The sequence below is a fragment of the Corynebacterium sp. MSK071 genome, from assembly GCF_030232125.1.
GTDB lineage: Bacteria > Actinomycetota > Actinomycetes > Mycobacteriales > Mycobacteriaceae > Corynebacterium > Corynebacterium kefirresidentii.
In genome coordinates this window covers 25,843-45,130 of sequence record NZ_JASPJA010000009.1, presented here as the reverse complement: position 1 = coordinate 45,130, position 19,288 = coordinate 25,843, and the positions used below count along the sequence as shown (strand labels likewise).

Here is a 19,288-nt window from a genome sequence, read left to right as displayed (position 1 = left end):
TGCGCCGGCCGGACCGAAGCCCGACCGACGCAGCAAGTCTCAATTCAGTTTCCTATCTAGTAGGGAGGCTCTTGCTTAAGCGAAGAACTTGCGGCGTGCGGTGAAAGCGCCAGCAGCAACCATTGCAGCTACGGCCAGAGCAGCCAGAGCCTGTGCAACGGAGTTGGAGCCGGTCTCAGCGGACATGTCACGTGCGGAGTCTGCAGATTCGCCAGTTGCCGGGGCAGATAGTGCGGAAGGAACCTCAGCCAGGGCAGCGTCGCCCTTAGCGAGCTGACCGACCTGGGCGATAACTTCGTCCTTGTTAGCGTTCAGCATCTGCTCGGAAGCAGCCTTTTCCTCAGCGGTCGGTTCCTGGTTCTTGCGTGCCTCGTCCTTGACGTAGGTCTTGCCGTCCTGGGAAAGGTACCAGGTGATGCCACCGATGATCAGTGCAGCTGGCAGTGCCAACCAAGCCAGCTTATTCTTGTCGAATTCAGGCTTCGAATCCTCAGACAGGAACGCCTCAGCGTAAGAATTGCGCATCTCGTCGGTGATCTCTTCATTCACCAGAGCTGGGTCGTTGACGTAAACCTTCGGATCCTTCAGGCTCTGGTACCACTCGTTGCCCTCGGCGTCCTTCTTCGTAGCTGGAGCAGGGATACCTTCTTTGTTGGAGCTCTCGGAGTCAGTACCCTCGGCGTCGGCTGCGCCTTCAGTGTCAGTCTCGTTTCCAGGGGTCTCAGGATCAGCGCTTTCACCATCCTTTGACTGCTGACGCTCCCAGATGGCGCGAGCTTGATCCTCAGTGAGGGTAGGTACGGTGTCCTCGCCGGCTGGGTTCTCAAAGCGGTTGCGTGGTGCGTAGCTGCCGTCGGGCTGCTTGTCGTAGGTAATGCCATTGGTCTCGATGGAAGCCGGTAGTGGCATCTGAGCCTGGGCAATAGCTGCGCCGCCAAAGGCGAGTGCGCCGGTCAGTACAGCAGCAGTCAGGGTCTGTGGCAAACGCTTCATGTGTTTCTCCTTCGGGAAATATGGGAAAGAGCAAAGAAACGTCTTTCGCGGGCAAATACCAGTAGTCACAGAATTTGCAGTTGTTGCATGAAAATCAGAAGTTAACTGTAATTCTCATGCGTTACAGCAGTGAAAGATCAAACCATTAGAATGGCTGCGCGATGGACTTTGCACTGAGCGTTGTTAAAGTGTGGTTCATATGTGCAGATTGTGGCGATGATTTTGGAGCCTATGCGTGTCGTAGTATTCGAAATAAGAGGCCGAGGGGTAAGCGGGTGTACTGACGGAAATATATGTGGAGGTAGGGGGCGTCGGTAATCACTAAGCGGCGTTTTGGTATGGGCGCTGGCGTGTGGTTGAATGTATAGGTTGCAAAAGCTGGTCGGCCCGTAGTGGTGCGTTTCCGAACCGCCGGTCCGAGACCCTTCGGCACAGTCCGTTGTCAAGGCTTGAGCATCGCAAGTTTGTAGACCGCGTGCGGCAAGGACGGAAATCTTACCGCACATCAATCCAGGTCAGGAGACCCATAGTGATTCAGCAAGAATCGCGTCTGCGCGTCGCCGACAACTCTGGTGCACGTGAACTGCTGTGCATCCGCGTTCTCGGCGGCTCTGTCCGACGCTCCGCTGGCATCGGCGACGTCATCGTCGCGACTGTCAAGGACGCTGTCCCAGGTGGCAACGTCAAGGAAGGCGACGTAGTTAAGGCAGTTATCGTCCGTGCGAAGAAGGAAACCCGTCGTCCAGACGGCTCCTACATTCGCTTTGACGAGAACGCTGCAGTTGTTCTCAAGGGCGATAGCGAGCCTCGTGGTACCCGTATCTTCGGACCGGTTGCTCGCGAACTTCGTGACAAGCGTTTCATGAAGATCGTTTCTCTCGCACCGGAGGTGATCTAGTCTTATGAAGATCCATAAGGGAGATATGGTGATCGTCATTTCGGGCCCAGATAAGGGCGCGAAGGGCAAGGTCATCGAGGCATACCCAAAGCGTGACAAGGTCCTCGTAGAGGGCGTTAACCGCATCAAGAAGCACGTCGCAAACTCTGCTGCCGAGCGTGGCGCCGAGTCCGGCGGAATCGTTACCCAGGAAGCACCGATCCACGTGTCCAACGTTGCGATCGTTGACTCCGAAGGCAACCCGACCCGCGTGGGCTACCGTTTCGACGAGAACGGCAAGAAGGTCCGTATCGCGCGTAGCAACGGGAAGGACATCTAAAAATGAGCGAGAACTACACCCCGCGTCTGAAGACTCGCTACCGCGAGGAAATCCGCAAGACCCTGAATGACGAGTTCAAGTACGACAACGTCATGCAGATCCCTGGTGTCACCAAGGTTGTCGTCAACATGGGTGTTGGCGAAGCCGCACGTGACTCCAAGGTCATCAACGGCGCACTCGAGGATCTGACCGCTATTACCGGTCAGAAGCCGCAGCTGCGTCGCGCTAAGAAGTCCATCGCGAACTTCAAGCTTCGTGAGGGCATGCCCATTGGCGCACGCGTTACCCTGCGCGGCGACCGCATGTGGGAGTTCCTAGACCGCCTGCTGACCATCGCGCTGCCACGTATTCGTGACTTCCGCGGTCTGTCTGATCAGCAGTTCGACGGCCACGGCAACTACACCTTCGGCCTGTCCGAGCAGTCCATGTTCTACGAGATCGACATCGACAAGATCGACCGCCCTCGTGGTATGGACATCACCGTCGTTACCACCGCTACTAACGACGACGAGGGCCGCAAGCTCCTGCGCGAGCTCGGCTTCCCGTTCAAGTAAATAGCGCTTGAGGCATTCCCCCGGCACTCCGAAAGGAGGCCGGGGGAATTTTTTGGTTTTAGTGCCGTCGGTGAAGCCACGCAGCCGCGCCTACAAGGAAGATAGTGGCGCACACGATGGCAATGATGGGAGACATACTTTGGCCGAGGGAATTGCCCAACGGCGTGGTTTCGCCCAAGCACCAGGGAAAAAGGAGCGCCAGCAACGACAGGGGGAGCGCAATTCCCGCAGATGCCTTCGAGTCCAGTGCGCTACGCAGCGTTAACGCGACGCCAACCGCAGCGAGACAGAAAAGGATCGTGGATGCTGAATGAATAGGTACTACCCCAATGAATAATCCGAATCCGAACACAGCGGTCCACGCTGCGGTAGCTGCACCCAACAAGGCAGTTTTCTCCTTGCGTAGCGAACGGGCCGTGCTCGTGGCCTCGTATTTCTCATCCCATGAACTATTCAGCAACGCCAGTATGGAGCCTGCGACGAGCAGTGGCAGCAGATTGAAAACGAATACGGGACGGTTCAGTGGCGCTCCGAAGAGCTGTGGAACGGCCAAGTTATCCAGGAACTGCGCTACCACGCCAAGGCTGAGGATTAAAAAGAACTCCGGCCAACGGCGAAGTCTCAGGTAGGGACTCATTGTGCAACCCCCAGCGGTGGTAGCTCGGAGCTGCACGTCTGCATGGTGTGAATAAAGGGAGCCAGAGCCACGGCTTGCTCTGCGGGCGAACGGTGAGAAAGCTCGTTTTCAATCCAGGCGCGCGCAGGAGTAGTTGAACTTTGTGCGCTGAGGGTAGTAAACCTGTCGTCCTCCGCTCTGAACGCATACGTGGCCCAGTCCGAAAGTACCTGGTGTGCGTTGCGAGAGGCAGAAGTTTCTTCGCAGGGGGCGCTGAGCGCGCAGCGCCGCAGCTTGAGCCTCATAAACCCGCGTGTACAGGGCCGCTGGGCTGGCCACTGTGTGGGACAACTCCGTGGCGTGATCGGAGCCGGGTTGACCGTATGTGCCGGTGAGGGGAGGAAGGCCGGCGTCGACAAGCATCTGCGTGAATTCCTGCCAGTGCGCGTCTGCGGCTACGACGAGTTCGTGATCTTCTGGCCAACTGCAGTATCGCTGTTTGTTCGCATCCCGGGTGCAGCTTGCCGACGCCTCCGTGGTGTCCCGTGCCCGCGTACCTTGGGGCCCCACTGCGGCGGAGCCAACAGCGGCGATGGTGATGATGGCGAGGAGAGTCAGCGCGGTGTAACGCGGGGCAGGGTGGTGGCGTGTCAGTGCGGCAAGGACACAGGCGCTTAAGGCCGCTACCATGACGGCAGAAATTGCGACCGAAGCCACCCGTCGCTGCCGTGCTATCAGCTCGTACCCATTGCCGGGGAAGAAAAGAAAGCGTAGGGAAGCCGGCGTGGAATCCGCACACGCCGATACCACGCACAAAGCTAGCGTGAGCAGTGCTGCGAGTAACACGGCGAGAAGCCGGCGCCGGACAAAGACACCCAAACCCGCACCGAGAACCGCACACAACACAACCCACACAAGGCTGCTAATGATGACGAGGAACCATGGCGAGCTGCCCACGGGTGCGGTATAGACAAACCCTGCCAGGATCATGAAGTCGATAAGAATGCTGGCCAGTCCCCATGCCAGCGCCAGGCCGACGAGAAGTACTGCTGTGCGGGCGCGCGAGGTGGATGTGGAGCGTAGAAACGTGGCGTCCTGGCTTCCTGCGTCCCATGCAGCAATACTTTCGAGAAGTACGCCCGTAGCCGCGGCGACAACCGCGCAGATTGCGGTGGCCTCTGGCCAGGAACCGGCGACGTTACTGCCCCGCGCAGAGGCAAAACTCAGCAGTGCGGTGAAGAGTACAACAGGAATGAAGCGAACGTGTCTCACAAAGCAGCCCCTCCCCGTGCCCCGTCGGTAGCTTGTTCGGTGACGGCGCAGAATCCTTGTTCTACGGAGCCGTACCTTTCGATGAAATCTGCAACAGAAGAATCGACTGCGATGCACCTACGATGAAGAATGAGCGTGCGATCGGCGGAGTCCATATCAGCCGCGACGTGCGTAGACATGAGGACAGTGGTGCCGTTCGAGGCCATGTCACGCAGTGCGCGGATGAGTGAGGATCGTTGGTGTGGGTCGAGACCTGCGGTGGGTTCGTCGAGAAGCAGTACATCTGGCTCGTGGACAATGGCCCGCCGCGACCATGGCGCGGCGCTGCATTCCACCGGACATCGCGCGCAGGCGGGTAGTGCTGTGGTCCTCCAAGCCAATTATCCGCAAGGCATTTACCGCGTGCTGGCGTGCTGTCGCGCGGTCTAGTCCGCGCAGCCAGCCAACGTCTGCTACGAAATCCACTGCGCGTTGCGCCGGATCAAACACACTGCGTTGCGGAACCCAGCCGACACGTTGCCGCCACGAGTCGGAACGGCGGACGTCTTCACCGCCCACGAAGATGGTTCCTGTTGGCGGGCGTAGCTCACCGGCGATGAGCTGCATGAGCGTGCTTTTCCCCGCGCCATTTGCGCCGAGAAGGACGGTGAGCCCTGGGGCGAGGTCGAAGGATATATCGCGAACAACCTTAGTGCGGGCGGAGTAGCCGTAGCTGAGGTGCTGGACAGACAGGAAGGGTGTCATTCCCGCCAGTTTTTCTTAAGTGAAAAGTGATTGCAATTGGTTGCTGAAGATCAGGGATTCACCTGCGGTGCGTGCGGCGGAGTACGATACAAAGGTCTCTGAAATCTGAACCGTACGAGGTACTTGATGTCCTTGAATGATGCTGCCGCAGCAGCCGTGACGAAGAAGGTCACGCTCCTAGAGCAATCTTTCTCCCGCTTTGCTGTCCGTTCTACTTTGGCCGGCGTGTACCTGGCGATCGGTACGGCATTTGCTGCGGTGATGGGTATGGGCGTCGAGAAGCATGTGGAAGGCCTCGGTTCTCTGGTCTTTGCCTGCCTGTTCGGTTTGGGCCTTTTTGCCATCGTCATTCTGGGCGCGGACCTAGCCACCGGCAACATGATGTACATGGTCTACGGCGCCGTGAAGAAGCAGGTGGGCTGGGGAAAGGCGCTGTGGCTCCTCGCAGTCACCACGCTATTCAACCTAGTTGGCGCCGTGCTTTTCGCCGCAGCCATGGGTATGTCCGCCAAGCTCGGCGGCATCGACCCAAATCACCTTATCGTCGACCTCGCGATGGGCAAGCTCCTCAAAGGACCAGGCGGCATGTTCGTGGAGGCCATACTGGCCAACTTCGTGGTCAACATGGCGATTATCGGCGCTATCTTTGCCAAAGACATTGCCTCCAAGTTCTTCGTCATCGTGCCGATCATCGCCTGCTTCGTGGGCTTGGGCCTCGAGCACGTCATCGCCAATTTCTGCCTGATGACCCTGACCTTCTTCTGCGCCAGCCCGCTACCGGAAGGTTTTACCCTTTGGGTGGTGTTGGCCAATTGGTCCATCGTGTGGGTAGGAAACCTCATCGGTGGTGGCTTCCTAATTGGTGGCGTGTACGCCTGGCTTAACTCTGGCCCGGAAGCGTATCGCGACTAAGCTGCGGCGTAGTACGCGAGAAGGCCAACCCCGCACGAGCGGGGTTGGCCTTTACTTATCGCGCCGTCGATTCTGGAGAATGCAACGGGTTGTCCATGTCCCCGGCGTAGATGAGCGAGGACTCCTGGTCGCCCAAGTTCACCATCGATAACGGGTTGCGTAACTGCAAGCGGTTGAGGCACGAGTGCTTGAACTGCGGCGCGAGCACCGGAAGTTTCTCCAGCGTGCCGGGGAAGCGGCGTTCGTAATCCAGTACGACTTCACGGCAGGTGAGCCAAAATTCGGTCTCAGTGAGCAATCCCTCCCGGTCGAAGAGCGCGGCGAGGTGGCGCAGCACGCCGTCGAGGACGTCGGTGTGGATAGATAGCGCGCGCTGGGCACCGGTGAAGTCGCCGTGATCGACCTGCAGGCGCTCTAGTCCCGCAGGCATGTCCACGCGGGCGTCAACGACCGCGGCCTCTTCCCCCAGGTCCTTGAAAAACGCGCCGACGGGCGCGCCGTTGTCGAGCTCGAGGATGACATTCTCGCTGTGCGGCATGAACACGATTCCGTACTGGGCGAGCGCGTGGAGGACTGGGACAAGGTACACGTCGAGCAGCTGACGCAGCCATTCTTGCGGCGGTAGACTCGATTGCGCGATCCACTCGGCGGCGAGTGACTCTCCTGCCGGGTCGACGTAGAGGCAGCCCGCCAGGGTCACGGCCACGCTCGTGGCGGATAGCTGCGGCACGGGCGAGTCGCGCCACAGCGCGGAGAGCATTTTCTCTCGCCCGCTTGTTGAGTCCGCGGGCAGCGGGTGGCGGTGGTAGGTGTCGCCGCGGTAGCCTACGGCGACGATTTCTTTGAGCAGACGCACGTTGCAGGCCCGGAATTCCGGATCGACATTGAGCTGTTGGGATAACCAATCGTTGATGGCGGGCGTGGTTTCCATATACGCCGGCGAGAGCCCGCGGACGAACCCCATGTTGCGAATGCCCACGGCAGTCTTGACATAGGGCAGCGCCGGGCGCGAGTGGTTGAAGAACGTCCGCAGCGACTGCTGGGGGCGAAATAGGTCGCTGCTGGTGCCGATGTACACCAGATCCCGGGAAATGAGCTGGGCGAAAAAGATCGTGGAGATGCAGTTGTCCCACTGCCACGGGTGCAGCGGCAGCGGCACATAGTCATCCGGGTCGCAGCCCAATTCTGCGAGCGCCTGCTCATAGCGCGGCTCGAGGTCTCCGAGCTGTTCGGCGAAGAACCCGGCTAGGTCCGCGACGTCTTCTGATGCCGCCACCACGCAGTGCTCCCGCTTGGCGGCGAGCCACACGATGTGTACGTCGGCTCCCGCCTCCGGCGCGTAGGCGCGTAGCTCGGTAAGGCTCATCCCGCCGCGCCCCGAATTCGCGAGGAACCCGGGGTGCCCCTCATACATTGCTGACTCAGCGGAGACGAGATAGTCCGCCTGGGCATTCGCGCGCTCCTGGGCGCTGGCGGCGAGCTGCGGTGCGCGCAAGCTTTGCGCGGCGGGGCGAGTCGCGAGGGCGCGGGCACGGCCGGCGAGGGTCGCCTGAATTTCTTCGATGTAGGTGTGCAGGAACCCCGTTTCTATGCCCAGCTGTTCTGCGGCCCCGGCGATGAGCTCGGCCAGGTGCAGCGGGGCGGCATCGGCAGCTTCGATGCTTTCGGGGACGACTTCGAGATGCTCCAGCCCGTACTGGTGGGCCGAAAAGCTCAGCTCCCGCGGCCCCAAGTGGACCGACCATCGTTCTGAGTCCGGGTGAAAGCTCGGCGTCAGCAGTCTTTCATGGCTAAATTCGCGGATGGCCTTGGCGATGAGCTGGCGCTCAGCGGTCTCGGCCGCGCACAGCGCATTCGCCACCGGCGACAGCGAGGCGCGCGCGGCAGCCGCTGAGGAATAGAAGTCTGAGGCAGTACAACGCTGCACCCGTGCCGTCTTCGTGTGCCCGCCTTGAAGCAGGCGGACCTCGTTAAGTCCCGGCACATCAAGGAAGCCGGCCTCGGCGTTCTTGCGGTGAATTGCGCCATTGGCTACGTCGGGCTCCACGAGGAGTTCGCGGAAACCCCGGCAGTCGATGAGCCAGCGGATGACCGCGGCGAAAAGGCTGCTGGTTAGCCCAGAAACGTGGGCACCGGCCGGCGGGGCGACGAGGAAGTGCAGTCCGCGTATTGGCTCTTCCAGCGTCAACTCCCTGACACCAGCAGCCTCCGAGCTAGCAGCCCCGGCCAACACCGAGTCCAGAACCACGCGGCGCGGGTCGTAGTCCTCGACGATGCCCATCGGTCTGCGCGGGGCGGCAGGGTACGGGCGCAGCTCGAGGATCCAGGCTTCTTCGTGCGGGGAGGCGCGGAGCCGGTCGTATTCGACGGCGACGTCGTTGACGCTGGCCTGTTGCATGCCCCAGAACGCGCAGTGAGGATCGGTGAGCCACCCGTGAACGAGCTCGGTGTCGCCGGGGGTGAGCGGGCGAAGGCGCACCGTGCCGTGGGGAGTGAAGATTTCGTCACGTTCGGTATTGAGCATTACTGACCCCCGAAGGTCTGGAAGGCGACGGAACGCTCGATGGGATAGTACTCGCGGCCGGTGATGGCCTTGAGAATAATGGAGTTCCTCCACGGTCCCATCCCGAGATCCGGCGCGATGAGCGAATGAAGGTGTTCCTCGGCGTTTTGGACGAAGAGCGACTGGGCGGCGTCGATGGCGAACTCGGGATCGATGGCCAGGCGCCCGGCCGTGTCGAACTGGACTTCTTCGCGTGCGGTCTCCAGGAAGCTGGGGAAGAGCGGGGCCTTGTAGCCGGTGGCGAGCACCAGCGCGTTTGTCGCGTGCGTGCGGGTTTCGCCGGTCTCGCCGTGGGTCAACGTCAGCTGGAACGGGGCGGACGCGTCTGCGTCGCATAGCGCCGCGCTCCAGCCGGCTAGGAGCGTCGAGGCGAATGGGCGCGGCAGGCCCTTCGTGATGGACAACCGGTAGTAGGTGTCGTAGATGTGATTGACGAGCTGGCCGGAGATTCCCTTGTAAAGATTGCGCTGCTCGCGGTTGAGCCGGTCGCGCGTCGCGGCGTCCAGGCTGCGGAAGAACTGCGCGTACTCGGGGCTAGTCATCTCGAGGGTGAGCTTGGTGTATTCCATGGGGAAGAAGCGCCCCGAGCGGGTGACCCAGTCCAGCCGCGTGCCTTGGTACGCGGCAGGTTCCATGAGATTGGCGTAAATCTCGGCCGCGGACTGCCCCGACCCGATGATGGTGACGGACTCCTGGGCGAGCAACTCCTCCTTGTGCTCAAGATAGTCCGCCGAGTGTACGGCGAGCCCGGCTTCCGGCGCAGCCCGCAGCTCGGCGGGAATAAACGGTATGGTGCCCACTCCGACCACGACGTTGCGGCTGAGCACCGTGCAGGTGTCCCGTGGCCCGTTGACGGTGACCTCCCACAGATCGTCGACGCGGCGCACCGACGTCACCGTGGAGTTCCACTCGAGCGTGCTCAGCTGCTGGGAGACCCAGGTGCAGTAATCGGAGTATTCCTCGCGCAGCGGGTTGAAATCCTCCTTGATGTAGAACTGGTGGATGCGCCCTTGCTGCTTGCAGTAGTTGAGGAAACTGTACGGGCTCGTGGGGTCGGCGAGGGTGACCAGATCGGCCATGAACGGAACCTGGATCGTCGTCCCAGGAATCATCATCCCGGGGTGCCAGCAAAATTCCGCGCGCGAATCGAAGAACGCCGCGCGCAGCGCGCCGCCGTCAACCAGCGGCTGGCTCAGCGCCGCCAGGCCCAGGTTGAACGGCCCGATCCCGATGCCCACCAGGTCATAGGGCTTAATGCTAGATTCGGCATCAGCGGCGGCGGTAGTGCGGGCGGTGGTGGAAGAAGACATTACAAACTCCTGTTTTAAGTTTCTGTGGGTCGTGGTCTAGCGCGCGGGTTGTATCGCGAGAGCGCTGGGGCTCGGTTGAGCGTTGGCTTGGTCGACGGCGTCCATCTCGCGCTCGATGAGCCCGAGGATCGCGTCGATATCTGTGCCACGCAGCTGCGGATCGAGAATGGTGAACTTCCAGCACGGCGCGCCCTCGAAGGTGGTGGTCGCGACAATCACGTCGCCCCGCTCGAGCAAGCGCTGGCGGACGATGTGGACGAGGCTGGCGGGGGCATCGGCAGGCGTAAACAGCACTGTGGAAAGCTCCGGTGTGGCGCGCAGTGCAAAGCGTGGATGGGCGTCGACGCGCCGGGCGGCATCGCGGGCCGCGGCGCAGCAGGCGTCGAAGGCCTCCCCGAGGGCGTCGGCGCCGTGGGTGCGCAGCGTCATCCAGAGCTTGAGCGCGTCGAAGCGACGCGTGGTTTGGAGCGAGAAGTCTGCGAGATTGTGGTCGGTGGCGTCTTCGGGGTTGAGGTAGTCCGCGTGCCACGACACGAGGGCGCAGTCGGCGGGATCGCGCAAAAGAATCGCGCTGCAGGCCACCGGCTGGAAGTAGCCCTTGTGGAAGTCGACGGTGACGCTATCGGCCGCGTCCATGCCGCGCAAACGGTGCCGTTGCGTGGGTGAGAGCAGCAGGATGCCCCCGTACGCGGCGTCGACATGCAAGTGCACCCCTGCGTGGCGGCAGACCTTGGCGATGCTCTCTAGCGGATCGATGGTGCCGCGGTCGGTTGCCCCAGCGGTGGCCACGACGGCCATCGGCGTGTAGCCGTCCGCCACGTCGGCCGCGATGCGCCGGGCGAGATCAGCCGCGTCGAGTCGGTGTTCGGCATCCGATTCGATAGTGATGACGGCGGTGTCCGCGAGCCCAAGGAGGTGGGCGGCGCGCAACACGGAGTAGTGGGCGTGGCTGCTGGTGTAGAGGCGCAACTGGGAAAGTCCCTGCACGCCTTGGGCGCCCAGCGCCTTTTCGCGCGCAATGTAGAGCGCCTGCAGATTGGATTGCGTACCACCGGAGGTAAAGACCCCGCGGGTGCGGGAATGCGGGTCTTCCGGCCAGCGCAGCTTGCGCGCGAAGAACTCGAGGAGGTGGCCTTCGATTGCGGCGGCGCTCGAGGCCTGATCCCAGCTTTCGACCGCGGTGTTAACTGTGGTGGCGAGCAGATCCGCGCCCACGGCGGTGGCGGTGATCGGACAGTTGAGGTGGGCGATGTAGCGCGGGTGGTGGTACCACACGGCGTGGTCGAGCCAGAGTTCGCAAAGCTCAGCCAACGCGGCGTCGAATGTACCAATTGGGTGCTCGAGGTCAACGCGTGTGACGGCCGCTGCTGTCTCATGGGCGTTGCGACCGGAGCGTGGCGCGTCGCCCTCGGCGAGATACTGCGTGAGGGTGTGCTGGCTGTGGTGGATGATTGTGTTTAATGCAGTCGGATCGGCTCTTACGAAGGAATCGACGAAAGGGGCCGGTCTCTCGTGACGAATTTTGTGCATGTTAGGATACCCTAACATAGAGTAGGCTACGGTAAAAGTGTTTAATGGAAAGTGGTGCTGCGCGCGGGCACGCTGCGGTGATCCGTGGTCACGGCGGGATGTATTTGCTGCACCGGCTCGGGGAAGGGTGCGAAAGCACTGGTCTGATGCGCAGTGCGCGGGGGCGACGGCTGAGGTCTCGGGCATAGCAGGAGCGGCACAGGGGCGAGTAGAAGGAATGGGCGTGCGGTGCATTTCTATGGGTTGGTTGCGGGCGCAGGACGTGGCGAGGGTGGGATGTGGAAAAGCGTCTTTCACTTCGGACAAGGCCGAGGCGGGTTAAATCAATTCTTGTAGACCTTTTGTGTGGCGGTGGCCATACAACAAACCGTGTGGCCGCGAGCCAGAAGGCCCAGGCTAAAAACATGAAGACAGCATTGCTTGTAGGTGGCGGCCTGATCGGTTTCTCGTTTGCCCAGCGCTTCGTCGGCGCGGGGTGGCAGGTGCGCATGACAGACGTGCGCGCAGAACTCGCGGACGCGGTGGCGCAGGAGTTCGGGGACAAGGTTCGGTTCTCGACAAACCTGGAGGATCTCACGGACAGCGTCGATTTCGTCCAGGAAGCAGGGCTGGAGTCGCTGGAGTTCAAGCACAAGATCTTCGCACGGCTGGCGGGACTTACCGATGCCGCCATCCTCGCCAGCTCGACCTCAGCCATCCTTCCTTCCAAGAGCGCGGCAGACAATCCCGCAGCCGAGCGGATCGTCATCGGTCACCCGTTCACCCCGCCGGCACTCATGCCGGTTCTCGAAGTCGTGCCGGGACCGGAGACCGCGCCGGAGACGGTCGAACGCGCGCTGGAGGTCTACCGAGAGCTCGGCTTCGAGCCCAGCGCGATGAAGAAGGAAATCCCCGGATTCGTGGGCAACCGCATTCAAAAGGTCGACATGTGGGAGGCGATTTCACTCGTGCAACAGGGGGTCATTGACGCGAAGGACCTCGACACGATTTTGCGCAACTCGCTGGGGCTGCGCTACGCGGCCACAGGCCCGTTCGAGTCCAACCGTTTGGGCGGCGGCCCCGAGGGCATCAAGTCGACTATCGAACATATCGCGGGAGCCTGGGAGACCGAGCCTGTCGCCGGAGTGCCCGACATGTCGCATCTCGACGAGGTGTACGCGCAAGTCGATGTCCCTACGGCAACTACGCCGAGACCTTCGAGTCCGGCACCCGCCGCCGCAATGCGCTGCTGCGCGGCTTCCTCGACGTGCGCGCTGCACACTAGCGCTTACTCGGCGCGCGGAGTTATTCGGGGCGCAGGATGCGCTGGGCGACCTCGACATCAGGGTTCGCCGCGCGCAGGGCGTCGAGGATGTCATCTGCCGCCAGGCGCAGATCGTCGTCCGTGAGCGGATCCAAGGCCTCGAGGATATAGAGCACGCTGGTGGTCTCCGGCGTGGGCTGGACTCGGTGCTCGGGCCGGAAGCGCCGCGCGGCACTACCCGCGGCATCGCGCACCGTAGCGGTGCCTACCTCGATGCGCACTAGGCCCGCGAAGCCATCGAGGGCGAACGCCGTGACAGGCAGCTCGAAACGGCGGGCGACGGCGTTGCCGAGGGCAACTACGGGGGCATCGGAAGGCTGGGCGCCCAGATCAAAAAGTGCGGGATCGAGCCCGGCGTTCTGCCACGCCGTGCGCCACGCGGCGACATGGGGCTGGAATGCTGACGGGGCGGCGGGGGTTTCGGCAACCGGGGAAGTGACGTTGCGTGCGGCGATGAGCAGCGCGCGGTAGTCGGGGCGCGGGGTGTCCAGCTCGACGTTGACAAGGAAATCGATAAGGCTCATTTCAGGTCTCCCGAGTAAAGGTTGAAGCGGTCGCCGCGTGCGAAACCGACGAGTGCCATGCCGGTTTTGCGGGCAGTGTCGACGGCGAGCGAGGAGGCTGCCGATACCGCCACGAGCTGGCAGAAGCCCGCCATCGCAGCCTTCTGCACGAGCTCGAAGCTGGCGCGCGAGCTCATCACGAGGATGAGATCGCTGGCCGGAAGCAAGCCCTCCATGAGCAGGTGGCCGATGACCTTGTCCGCGGCGTTGTGGCGGCCGACGTCTTCTCGGATGACGATGGGCTCGCCACCCAGCGTGAAGGCGCCAGCGGCGTGGATGCCGCCGGTCTTGCGGAACTGCTTCTGGCCCTCGCGCAGCCTATCCGGCAGCTGGGCGATAACGAGCGGGTCGACCGGCACGTGGGGGATGGGGTAACGGGTCTTCTTGGCTAGCTCCTCGATGGACGAGGTACCGCACACGCCGCACGCGGAGTTGGTGAGTGTTAGGCGCAGCTCTTTGAGCGAGATGACGTTGTCGTCGCGCATCTCAATGTCGAGGAGGTTGTAGGTGTTGACACCGTCGCGGGTGGTGCCCTCGCAGTACTTGGCGGACTCGATGTCGCGGGCGGCCTGGATGTGGCCCTCGGAATGGAGGAATCCATGGGCGAGCTCAACGTCGTGGCCCGGGGTGCGCATGGTCGTGGTGAGAGTCTGGCCATCGACGCGGATTTCGAGCGGCTCCTCGCCAGCGACGGTATCGGCGCGGGTATCGACCTGGGTGACCTGCGTGCGCTCCTCGTTGAGGCGGACCTTGGTGACCGCGAACTTGGAGGTGGTGCGGCCCGCCACTACTGCACGGCTTCCTTGAGCTTGGCGATGTTGGCGCGGGCTTCCTCGACGTCTTTGCTGGCCAGACCGACCACGAAGGCGGTGAGCGGGGCGGCCGGGCGGGAGCGATTGTGCGCGACGTCCTTGGTGAGATCGAGCAGCTCGCGCACCAGCGCCGTGGCGTCGTGCGGATCGAGATCCAGCGTCGTTGCGACCTCTTCAAGCCACTCGTGCGCGGTCTGGATGGGGTCTTTGTCTTCAGTCATGAACTCAACTGTAGTCGCGGCCCTGCCTACAACCGCGAAAGTCCCGCTCGCGACGGGACTAACGGGGGTGCGGCGACTTAGAAGTCGTTCGCGTTCTTGCCGGTCGGTTCCAGACGGACAATGAGGGACTTGGAAACGGGAGTCTCGGAGTCCTTAGTCATCTCTTCCACAGGCACGAGGATGTTGAGCTCAGGGAAGTAGCCGCCCACGTAATCCTTGGCGATGTCGTACTCGACCAGGCGGAAGTTCGGCGCGACGCGGCGGCCCGAGGCGTACTCGGAGACAACGTCGACGATGTCGCCGTCCTTGAGCCCGCGCTCGGCCAGGTCCTTCTTGCGGATGAAGATGACACGGCGTCCACCGCGCACACCGCGGTAGCGGTCAACCAGGCCATAGGAGATGGTGTTGTACTGGTCGTGGCTGCGCACCGTGGTCAGCAGCAGCTGGTCGCCCAGCTCGATGGTGTCGGTGGCATTGATGGTCAGCTGGGCCTTGCCGTCCGAGGTGTTGAAGATGCGTTCGCGGGTCGCGTGCGGGAGCATGAAGCCGCTGGGGCGTTTGAGGTGCTCGTTGTAGTTCTCAAAACCAGGGATGACGTTCGCGATGTGATCACGGATGACATCGTAGTTGTCCATCATCGGGCGCTAGAAGGCGTCGCCGAATGCACGCTCGCCGATGCCGCAGATGATCTGCATTTGGGAGTGGAGATTCAGGTCGCGGTTTCCGCGGCGCTTCGGGAAGGACGCGGAAACCTTGGAGTCCGATGCCTCGACAGAGACCTTCTGCGGGCCCGAGGCCTGAATGTCGACATCGGTGCGGGAGCGCACCGGCAGGATAAGCGACTTCTCACCCAGCCACGCACACGTGCGGTTGAGCTTGGTGAGCATGTGGGCCGACTGCTAGGTGGCAGAAATGCCGTCTTCAAGCGCCGTCGTGTCCGACATCGCGCGGATGTAGTTTCCGCCCAGTGACAGGAAGAAATCGACGTTCTTTTCGCGCAGCTGGATACCCGCGCCAGTGGAAGAAACGCCGTGCTCGCGCGGAACGTCGAAGCCAAATTTTTCTTCCATGTTGGCCAGGAACCACTCCGGCATCTTCTACGAGATGCCCATCGTGCGGTCACCCTGGACATTGGAGTGGCCACTGAACGGGCCGGAGCCCGCGCCGGGCTTGCCGTAGTTGCCGGTGAGCAGCAGGAAGTTCATCATTTCCTGGATGGTGGCCACCGCGTTGCGGTGCTGGGACACGCCCAGCGTCCACGCGAGAACAACCGTCTCGGACTTCTCCACGTAGTCGACGATGTTCTTGACCTCGGCCTGGGAGACTCCGGATCCGCGGGAAAGGGCGGCATCGTCAAGCGAATTAAGGTGCGCGATGGTCTCGTCGACGTTGGAACAGAACTCCTCCAAGAACTTGCGGTCGAGCAAGTCGCGGCGAATGACCTCGCGGTTGATCTGCTGGAACAGCGCGCGGTCGCCGTCGAGGCGAACCTGGACGTACTCGTCGCTAATCTTGTCGGCCACGCCGAGGGCGCCCTTGACGGACTGCGGCTCCTTGAACTTCATTAAACCAGTCTCCGGCATGGGATTGATAATGATGAACCTGCCGCCGTTTTCCTTCTGCTTCTTAAAGGCGGTCAGCGAGCGCGGGTGGTTGATACCCGGGTTCTGGCCCACGGAGATGATGTGTTCCGTGTTGTATATGTCTTGCATGACGATGGAGCCCTTGCCCACGCCCACGGTCTTGGCGAGCGCGACACCCGTGGAGTCGTGACAGAGGTTCGCGCAGTCCGGCAGGTTATTGGAGCCGTGGCGGCGGCCCAGCACACCGAAGATGAAGGCGGACTCGTTGACGGCCGTGCCGGAGGTATAGAAGATGGCGCGGTTTGGGTCCGTGGCCTTGAGCTGCTCCGCGATGAGGTCGTAGGCCTCGTCCCAGGAGACGGGGTGGTACTTCTCGTCGCCGAGCGAGCGGTCGCAGAGCATGGGCTCGGTGAGACGGCCGAGCTGGTTGAGCTCCTAGTCCGGCATCTCGCGCACCTGCCGGACGGTGGTGTTGGCGAAGAACTCGCGGGACACGCGCTTGGACGTGGTCTCCTGGGCGATGGCCTTGGCGCCGTTCTCACAGAACTCGACGAAGTTGATGTCGCCCTGCCCCGGCTCCGGCCAGGCGCAGCCGGGGCAGTCAACGCCTCCATGCTGGTTCATTTTCAGCAGCGGCACGAGGCCGTGGTTCGGGATTGCCTTCTCCATCGCGTGGTATACGCCGCCCACGCCTGCAGGCGCGGTGACGCGGTGGCCGATGCGTGGGTTGTCGAAGCGGTTAGCGACGGGATTGGCACGAGAAACTGTAACGTTTGGGGTCATGCCGGCAAGCTTGCCGATAAGCAGGGAGAATTTTGGAAAAGGCCAGGTCGACGTGTAATGTAAATGCTCGGACTCGTGCCCGCACGCTGTTTATGCAGCTCACATGGGGATGAGTACCCGCAATTCAAGAATTTCATTTCAACTTTGTTGTAGGCCCCTCGCCGTAGATAGCGGACCGTTGTCTGAATTAAAGGGTGGCGAGCGCCTCACGGTACTGACCGTGGGGAGCGTGAGTAGCCCGAAATCACACGGAGAACGCTTTGGTGAGCACGGGAACCGCAACGAGAAAGGTACACGGTCACTCATATGACTATGACTGATCCTATTGCCGACATGCTGTCGCGCGTGCGCAACGCAAGTAATGCGCACCATGACACCGTGTCGATGCCTACCTCCAAGCTGAAGGCAAATATTGCCGACATCTTGAAGCAGGAAGGCTACATCGCTGACTACACCGTCGAGGGCCACACCCTGTCCCTCGAGCTGAAGTACAACAACCGCGAGCGCTCCCTGTCTGGCCTGCGTCGCGTGTCTAAGCCGGGTCTGCGTGTGTACGCAAAGTCCACCGAACTGCCACAGGTCTTGGGCGGCCTGGGCGTGGCTATTATTTCCACGTCCCACGGCGTGCTGACTGACCGTCAGGCTGAGGAGAAGGGCGTAGGCGGAGAAGTTCTCGCCTACGTCTGGTAAAGGGAGGTTTGACACATGTCTCGAGTCGGTCTAGCACCAATCGCCGTACCAAACGGCGTCGAAATCAAGATCAACGGCCAAGACGTTGAGGTGAAGGGCCCAAAGGGCACCCAGAGCGTTAACGTTCCAGAGCCAATCGCCATCAACCTGGAAGACGGCGTACTGTCCGTCTCCCGCCCTGATGACCACCGCAAGCACCGTGCTCTGCACGGTCTGTCCCGCTCCCTGCTGAACAACGCCGTTATCGGCGTGACCGAGGGCTACACCATCAAGATGGAAATCTTCGGTGTCGGCTACCGTGTCCAGCAGAAGGGCAAGGACCTGGAATTCAGCCTGGGCTACTCCCACCCGATCCTCATCGAGGCTCCGGAGGGAATTACCTTCGCAGTGGACGGCGCAACCAAGCTGTCCATTACCGGTATTGACAAGCAACTAGTCGGACAGATCGCCGCTAATATCCGTCGTCTGCGTAAGGACGATCCTTATAAGGGCAAGGGTATTCGCTACGAAGGCGAGCAGATCCGTCGCAAGGTCGGAAAGACGGGTAAGTAAGCAATGGCAAACACTGAAAACACCAAGCGCACTCCAGTCGGCAAGGACATCTCCTCCCGTCGTCGCGAAGCACGCGCACGCCGTCACTTCCGTATCCGTAAGACCCTGCGCGGCACCCCTGAGGCACCGCGCCTGGTTCTTCACCGCTCCTCACGTCACATGCACGTCCAGGTCATCGATGACCTGGCAGGCCACACCCTGGTCTCCGCATCCTCCATGGAGGCGGACGTTCGTGCACTCGAGGGCGATAAGAAGGCCAAGGCTGCCAAGGTAGGCGAGCTGGTTGCCGAGCGCGCAAAGGCCGCTGGCATCGAGCACGTCGTATTTGACCGCGCAGGCTACAAGTACCACGGCCGCGTCGCTGCGCTGGCTGACGCCGCACGTGAAGGTGGTCTGAAGTTCTAATGATCATCGTCAACGGAAACATCAACGGAAGGAACGCCTAATGTCGGACCGTGAACAGCGTGACGGCGGACGCTCCGCCGAGAACAACAAGAACAACCGCGGTGGCAACGGCCGCCGCAACGATCGTCGTAACCACCAGGACAACGAGCGCGATAAGTACATCGAGCGCGTTGTGACCATCAACCGCGTCTCCAAGACCGTTAAGGGTGGCCGCAACATGTCCTTCACCGCTCTCGTCGTCGTTGGTGACGGCCAGGGTCAGGTTGGCGTTGGCTACGGCAAGGCCAAGGAAGTCCCGGCCGCAATCCAGAAGGGTGCTGAAGAGGCTCGCAAGAACTTCTTCCGCGTTCCGATGATTGCCGGCACCATCACCCACCCGGTTGAGGGTCGCGACGCAGCTGGCATCGTTATGATGAAGCCTGCCGCACCTGGTACCGGTGTTATCGCCGGTGGTGCTGCTCGTCCAGTGCTTGAATGCGCTGGCGTGCAGGACATCCTGTCGAAGTCCCTGGGCTCCGACAATGCACTCAACGTCGTCCGCGCTACCGTGGACGGCCTCAAGCAGCTGGTCCGCCCTGAAGAGGTTGCCGCACGTCGTGGCAAGTCCATCGAAGAGGTCACCCCGGCCCGTATGCTGCGCAAGCGCGCAGGTCAGGAGGCATAAG

At 61.8% G+C, this 19,288-nt stretch carries 20 protein-coding genes and 1 pseudogene; 9 read left to right on the top strand and 12 right to left on the bottom strand.

Annotation, left to right across the window (positions count from 1 at the left end):
* Positions 1–75: 75 nt before the first annotated feature.
* Positions 76–993, bottom strand: a complete 918-nt coding sequence (locus QP990_RS08640) for a hypothetical protein (RefSeq protein WP_023020564.1) — start codon at positions 991–993, stop codon at positions 76–78.
* Between the two features lie 529 nt (positions 994–1,522).
* Between QP990_RS08640 and rplN the strand changes: the two genes are divergently transcribed.
* From rplN to rplE, 3 genes are read left to right on the top strand one after another with little or no spacing between them, the layout of a single operon-like run.
* A complete protein-coding gene (gene rplN / locus QP990_RS08635) occupies positions 1,523–1,891 on the top strand; it encodes a 50S ribosomal protein L14 (RefSeq protein WP_005322812.1) in 369 nt (122 codons plus the stop codon).
* Between the two features lie 4 nt (positions 1,892–1,895).
* Complete coding sequence (gene rplX, locus QP990_RS08630) at positions 1,896–2,210, top strand: 50S ribosomal protein L24 (RefSeq protein ID WP_023027809.1); 315 nt, start codon at positions 1,896–1,898, stop codon at positions 2,208–2,210.
* A gap of 2 nt (positions 2,211–2,212) precedes the next feature.
* Positions 2,213–2,764 (top strand): 50S ribosomal protein L5, encoded by a 552-nt coding sequence (rplE, locus tag QP990_RS08625; protein WP_023020566.1) that lies wholly within the window; start codon positions 2,213–2,215, stop codon positions 2,762–2,764.
* 58 nt (positions 2,765–2,822) lie between these two features.
* Here rplE and QP990_RS08620 read toward each other — a convergent pair whose 3' ends face one another.
* The 4 genes from QP990_RS08620 to QP990_RS08605 all read right to left on the bottom strand — a co-directional run bounded on the left by QP990_RS08620 (position 2,823) and on the right by QP990_RS08605 (position 5,396).
* Positions 2,823–3,401: a hypothetical protein gene (locus tag QP990_RS08620; RefSeq protein WP_023020567.1), complete on the bottom strand. Its 579-nt coding sequence runs from the start codon at positions 3,399–3,401 to the stop codon at positions 2,823–2,825.
* 108 nt (positions 3,402–3,509) lie between these two features.
* Positions 3,510–4,652, bottom strand: coding sequence for a hypothetical protein (locus QP990_RS08615; protein WP_284799078.1), 1,143 nt, complete (start codon positions 4,650–4,652; stop codon positions 3,510–3,512).
* Positions 4,649–4,930 (bottom strand): AAA family ATPase, encoded by a 282-nt coding sequence (locus QP990_RS12375; protein WP_349834779.1) that lies wholly within the window; start codon positions 4,928–4,930, stop codon positions 4,649–4,651. Before QP990_RS12375 ends, QP990_RS08615 begins: the two co-directional genes overlap by 4 nt.
* A complete protein-coding gene (locus QP990_RS08605; protein ID WP_023020571.1) occupies positions 4,860–5,396 on the bottom strand; it encodes an ATP-binding cassette domain-containing protein in 537 nt (178 codons plus the stop codon). The genes QP990_RS12375 and QP990_RS08605 overlap by 71 nt, the downstream gene beginning before the upstream one ends.
* Before the next feature lie 126 nt (positions 5,397–5,522).
* Here QP990_RS08605 and QP990_RS08600 point away from each other — a divergent pair, with 126 nt between their 5' ends.
* Positions 5,523–6,308: a formate/nitrite transporter family protein gene (locus tag QP990_RS08600; RefSeq protein ID WP_023020572.1), complete on the top strand. Its 786-nt coding sequence runs from the start codon at positions 5,523–5,525 to the stop codon at positions 6,306–6,308.
* A gap of 55 nt (positions 6,309–6,363) precedes the next feature.
* On the opposite strand, the gene QP990_RS08595 is transcribed toward QP990_RS08600, so the two are convergent.
* From QP990_RS08595 to QP990_RS08585, 3 genes are read right to left on the bottom strand one after another with little or no spacing between them, the layout of a single operon-like run.
* Positions 6,364–8,832 carry a GNAT family N-acetyltransferase gene (locus QP990_RS08595; protein ID WP_023020573.1) on the bottom strand — a complete coding sequence of 823 codons (2,469 nt, stop codon included), beginning with the start codon at positions 8,830–8,832 and terminating at the stop codon, positions 6,364–6,366.
* A complete protein-coding gene (locus tag QP990_RS08590; protein ID WP_023020574.1) occupies positions 8,832–10,181 on the bottom strand; it encodes a lysine N(6)-hydroxylase/L-ornithine N(5)-oxygenase family protein in 1,350 nt (449 codons plus the stop codon). Before QP990_RS08590 ends, QP990_RS08595 begins: the two co-directional genes overlap by 1 nt.
* Before the next feature lie 36 nt (positions 10,182–10,217).
* The gene (locus QP990_RS08585) at positions 10,218–11,711 is read right to left on the bottom strand and encodes a pyridoxal-dependent decarboxylase (protein ID WP_023020575.1); all 1,494 of its coding nucleotides are present in this window, start codon (positions 11,709–11,711) and stop codon (positions 10,218–10,220) included.
* A 404-nt stretch (positions 11,712–12,115) separates the two neighbouring features.
* Here QP990_RS08585 and QP990_RS08580 point away from each other — a divergent pair, with 404 nt between their 5' ends.
* Complete coding sequence (locus QP990_RS08580) at positions 12,116–13,099, top strand: 3-hydroxyacyl-CoA dehydrogenase NAD-binding domain-containing protein (protein ID WP_023020576.1); 984 nt, start codon at positions 12,116–12,118, stop codon at positions 13,097–13,099.
* Here the strand turns inward: QP990_RS08580 and QP990_RS08575 are convergent.
* The 4 genes and pseudogenes from QP990_RS08575 to QP990_RS08560 form a co-directional block, all read right to left on the bottom strand.
* Positions 12,996–13,538 (bottom strand): hypothetical protein, encoded by a 543-nt coding sequence (locus tag QP990_RS08575; RefSeq protein WP_023020577.1) that lies wholly within the window; start codon positions 13,536–13,538, stop codon positions 12,996–12,998. The two genes, QP990_RS08580 and QP990_RS08575, sit on opposite strands and share 104 nt — an antisense overlap.
* A complete protein-coding gene (fdhD, locus tag QP990_RS08570; RefSeq protein WP_023020578.1) occupies positions 13,535–14,365 on the bottom strand; it encodes a formate dehydrogenase accessory sulfurtransferase FdhD in 831 nt (276 codons plus the stop codon). The genes QP990_RS08575 and fdhD overlap by 4 nt, the downstream gene beginning before the upstream one ends.
* Complete coding sequence (locus QP990_RS08565) at positions 14,365–14,610, bottom strand: DUF6457 domain-containing protein (protein WP_023020579.1); 246 nt, start codon at positions 14,608–14,610, stop codon at positions 14,365–14,367. Before QP990_RS08565 ends, fdhD begins: the two co-directional genes overlap by 1 nt.
* A gap of 77 nt (positions 14,611–14,687) precedes the next feature.
* Positions 14,688–16,976, bottom strand: a pseudogene (locus QP990_RS08560) (FdhF/YdeP family oxidoreductase).
* Between the two features lie 306 nt (positions 16,977–17,282).
* Here QP990_RS08560 and rpsH point away from each other — a divergent pair.
* The 4 genes from rpsH to rpsE are packed head-to-tail and all read left to right on the top strand — an operon-like array spanning position 17,283 to position 19,287.
* Positions 17,283–17,666, top strand: coding sequence for a 30S ribosomal protein S8 (gene rpsH / locus QP990_RS08555; protein WP_005322799.1), 384 nt, complete (start codon positions 17,283–17,285; stop codon positions 17,664–17,666).
* A 15-nt stretch (positions 17,667–17,681) separates the two neighbouring features.
* The gene (gene rplF / locus QP990_RS08550) at positions 17,682–18,218 is read left to right on the top strand and encodes a 50S ribosomal protein L6 (RefSeq protein ID WP_023020585.1); all 537 of its coding nucleotides are present in this window, start codon (positions 17,682–17,684) and stop codon (positions 18,216–18,218) included.
* 3 nt (positions 18,219–18,221) lie between these two features.
* A complete protein-coding gene (gene rplR, locus QP990_RS08545) occupies positions 18,222–18,623 on the top strand; it encodes a 50S ribosomal protein L18 (protein WP_005322788.1) in 402 nt (133 codons plus the stop codon).
* Positions 18,624–18,663: 40 nt separating this feature from the next.
* On the top strand, positions 18,664–19,287 hold the full coding sequence (gene rpsE, locus QP990_RS08540) for a 30S ribosomal protein S5 (RefSeq protein WP_023020586.1): 624 nt from the start codon (positions 18,664–18,666) through the stop codon (positions 19,285–19,287).
* Position 19,288 lies beyond the last annotated feature (1 nt).

Coding starts and splice junctions, on each gene's coding strand:
- QP990_RS08565 (WP_023020579.1), bottom strand. CDS start 14,610: ATGACTGAAGACAAAGACCCCATCCAGACCGCGCACGAGTGGCTTGAA.
- rpsE (WP_023020586.1), top strand. CDS start 18,664: ATGTCGGACCGTGAACAGCGTGACGGCGGACGCTCCGCCGAGAACAAC.
- rpsH (WP_005322799.1), top strand. CDS start 17,283: ATGACTATGACTGATCCTATTGCCGACATGCTGTCGCGCGTGCGCAAC.
- QP990_RS08600 (WP_023020572.1), top strand. CDS start 5,523: ATGTCCTTGAATGATGCTGCCGCAGCAGCCGTGACGAAGAAGGTCACG.
- QP990_RS08575 (WP_023020577.1), bottom strand. CDS start 13,538: ATGAGCCTTATCGATTTCCTTGTCAACGTCGAGCTGGACACCCCGCGC.
- QP990_RS08585 (WP_023020575.1), bottom strand. CDS start 11,711: ATGCACAAAATTCGTCACGAGAGACCGGCCCCTTTCGTCGATTCCTTC.
- rplE (WP_023020566.1), top strand. CDS start 2,213: ATGAGCGAGAACTACACCCCGCGTCTGAAGACTCGCTACCGCGAGGAA.
- QP990_RS08620 (WP_023020567.1), bottom strand. CDS start 3,401: ATGAGTCCCTACCTGAGACTTCGCCGTTGGCCGGAGTTCTTTTTAATC.
- QP990_RS08595 (WP_023020573.1), bottom strand. CDS start 8,832: ATGCTCAATACCGAACGTGACGAAATCTTCACTCCCCACGGCACGGTG.
- QP990_RS08580 (WP_023020576.1), top strand. CDS start 12,116: ATGAAGACAGCATTGCTTGTAGGTGGCGGCCTGATCGGTTTCTCGTTT.
- QP990_RS08640 (WP_023020564.1), bottom strand. CDS start 993: ATGAAGCGTTTGCCACAGACCCTGACTGCTGCTGTACTGACCGGCGCA.
- QP990_RS08605 (WP_023020571.1), bottom strand. CDS start 5,396: ATGACACCCTTCCTGTCTGTCCAGCACCTCAGCTACGGCTACTCCGCC.
- QP990_RS08590 (WP_023020574.1), bottom strand. CDS start 10,181: ATGTCTTCTTCCACCACCGCCCGCACTACCGCCGCCGCTGATGCCGAA.
- rplX (WP_023027809.1), top strand. CDS start 1,896: ATGAAGATCCATAAGGGAGATATGGTGATCGTCATTTCGGGCCCAGAT.
- rplR (WP_005322788.1), top strand. CDS start 18,222: ATGGCAAACACTGAAAACACCAAGCGCACTCCAGTCGGCAAGGACATC.
- rplF (WP_023020585.1), top strand. CDS start 17,682: ATGTCTCGAGTCGGTCTAGCACCAATCGCCGTACCAAACGGCGTCGAA.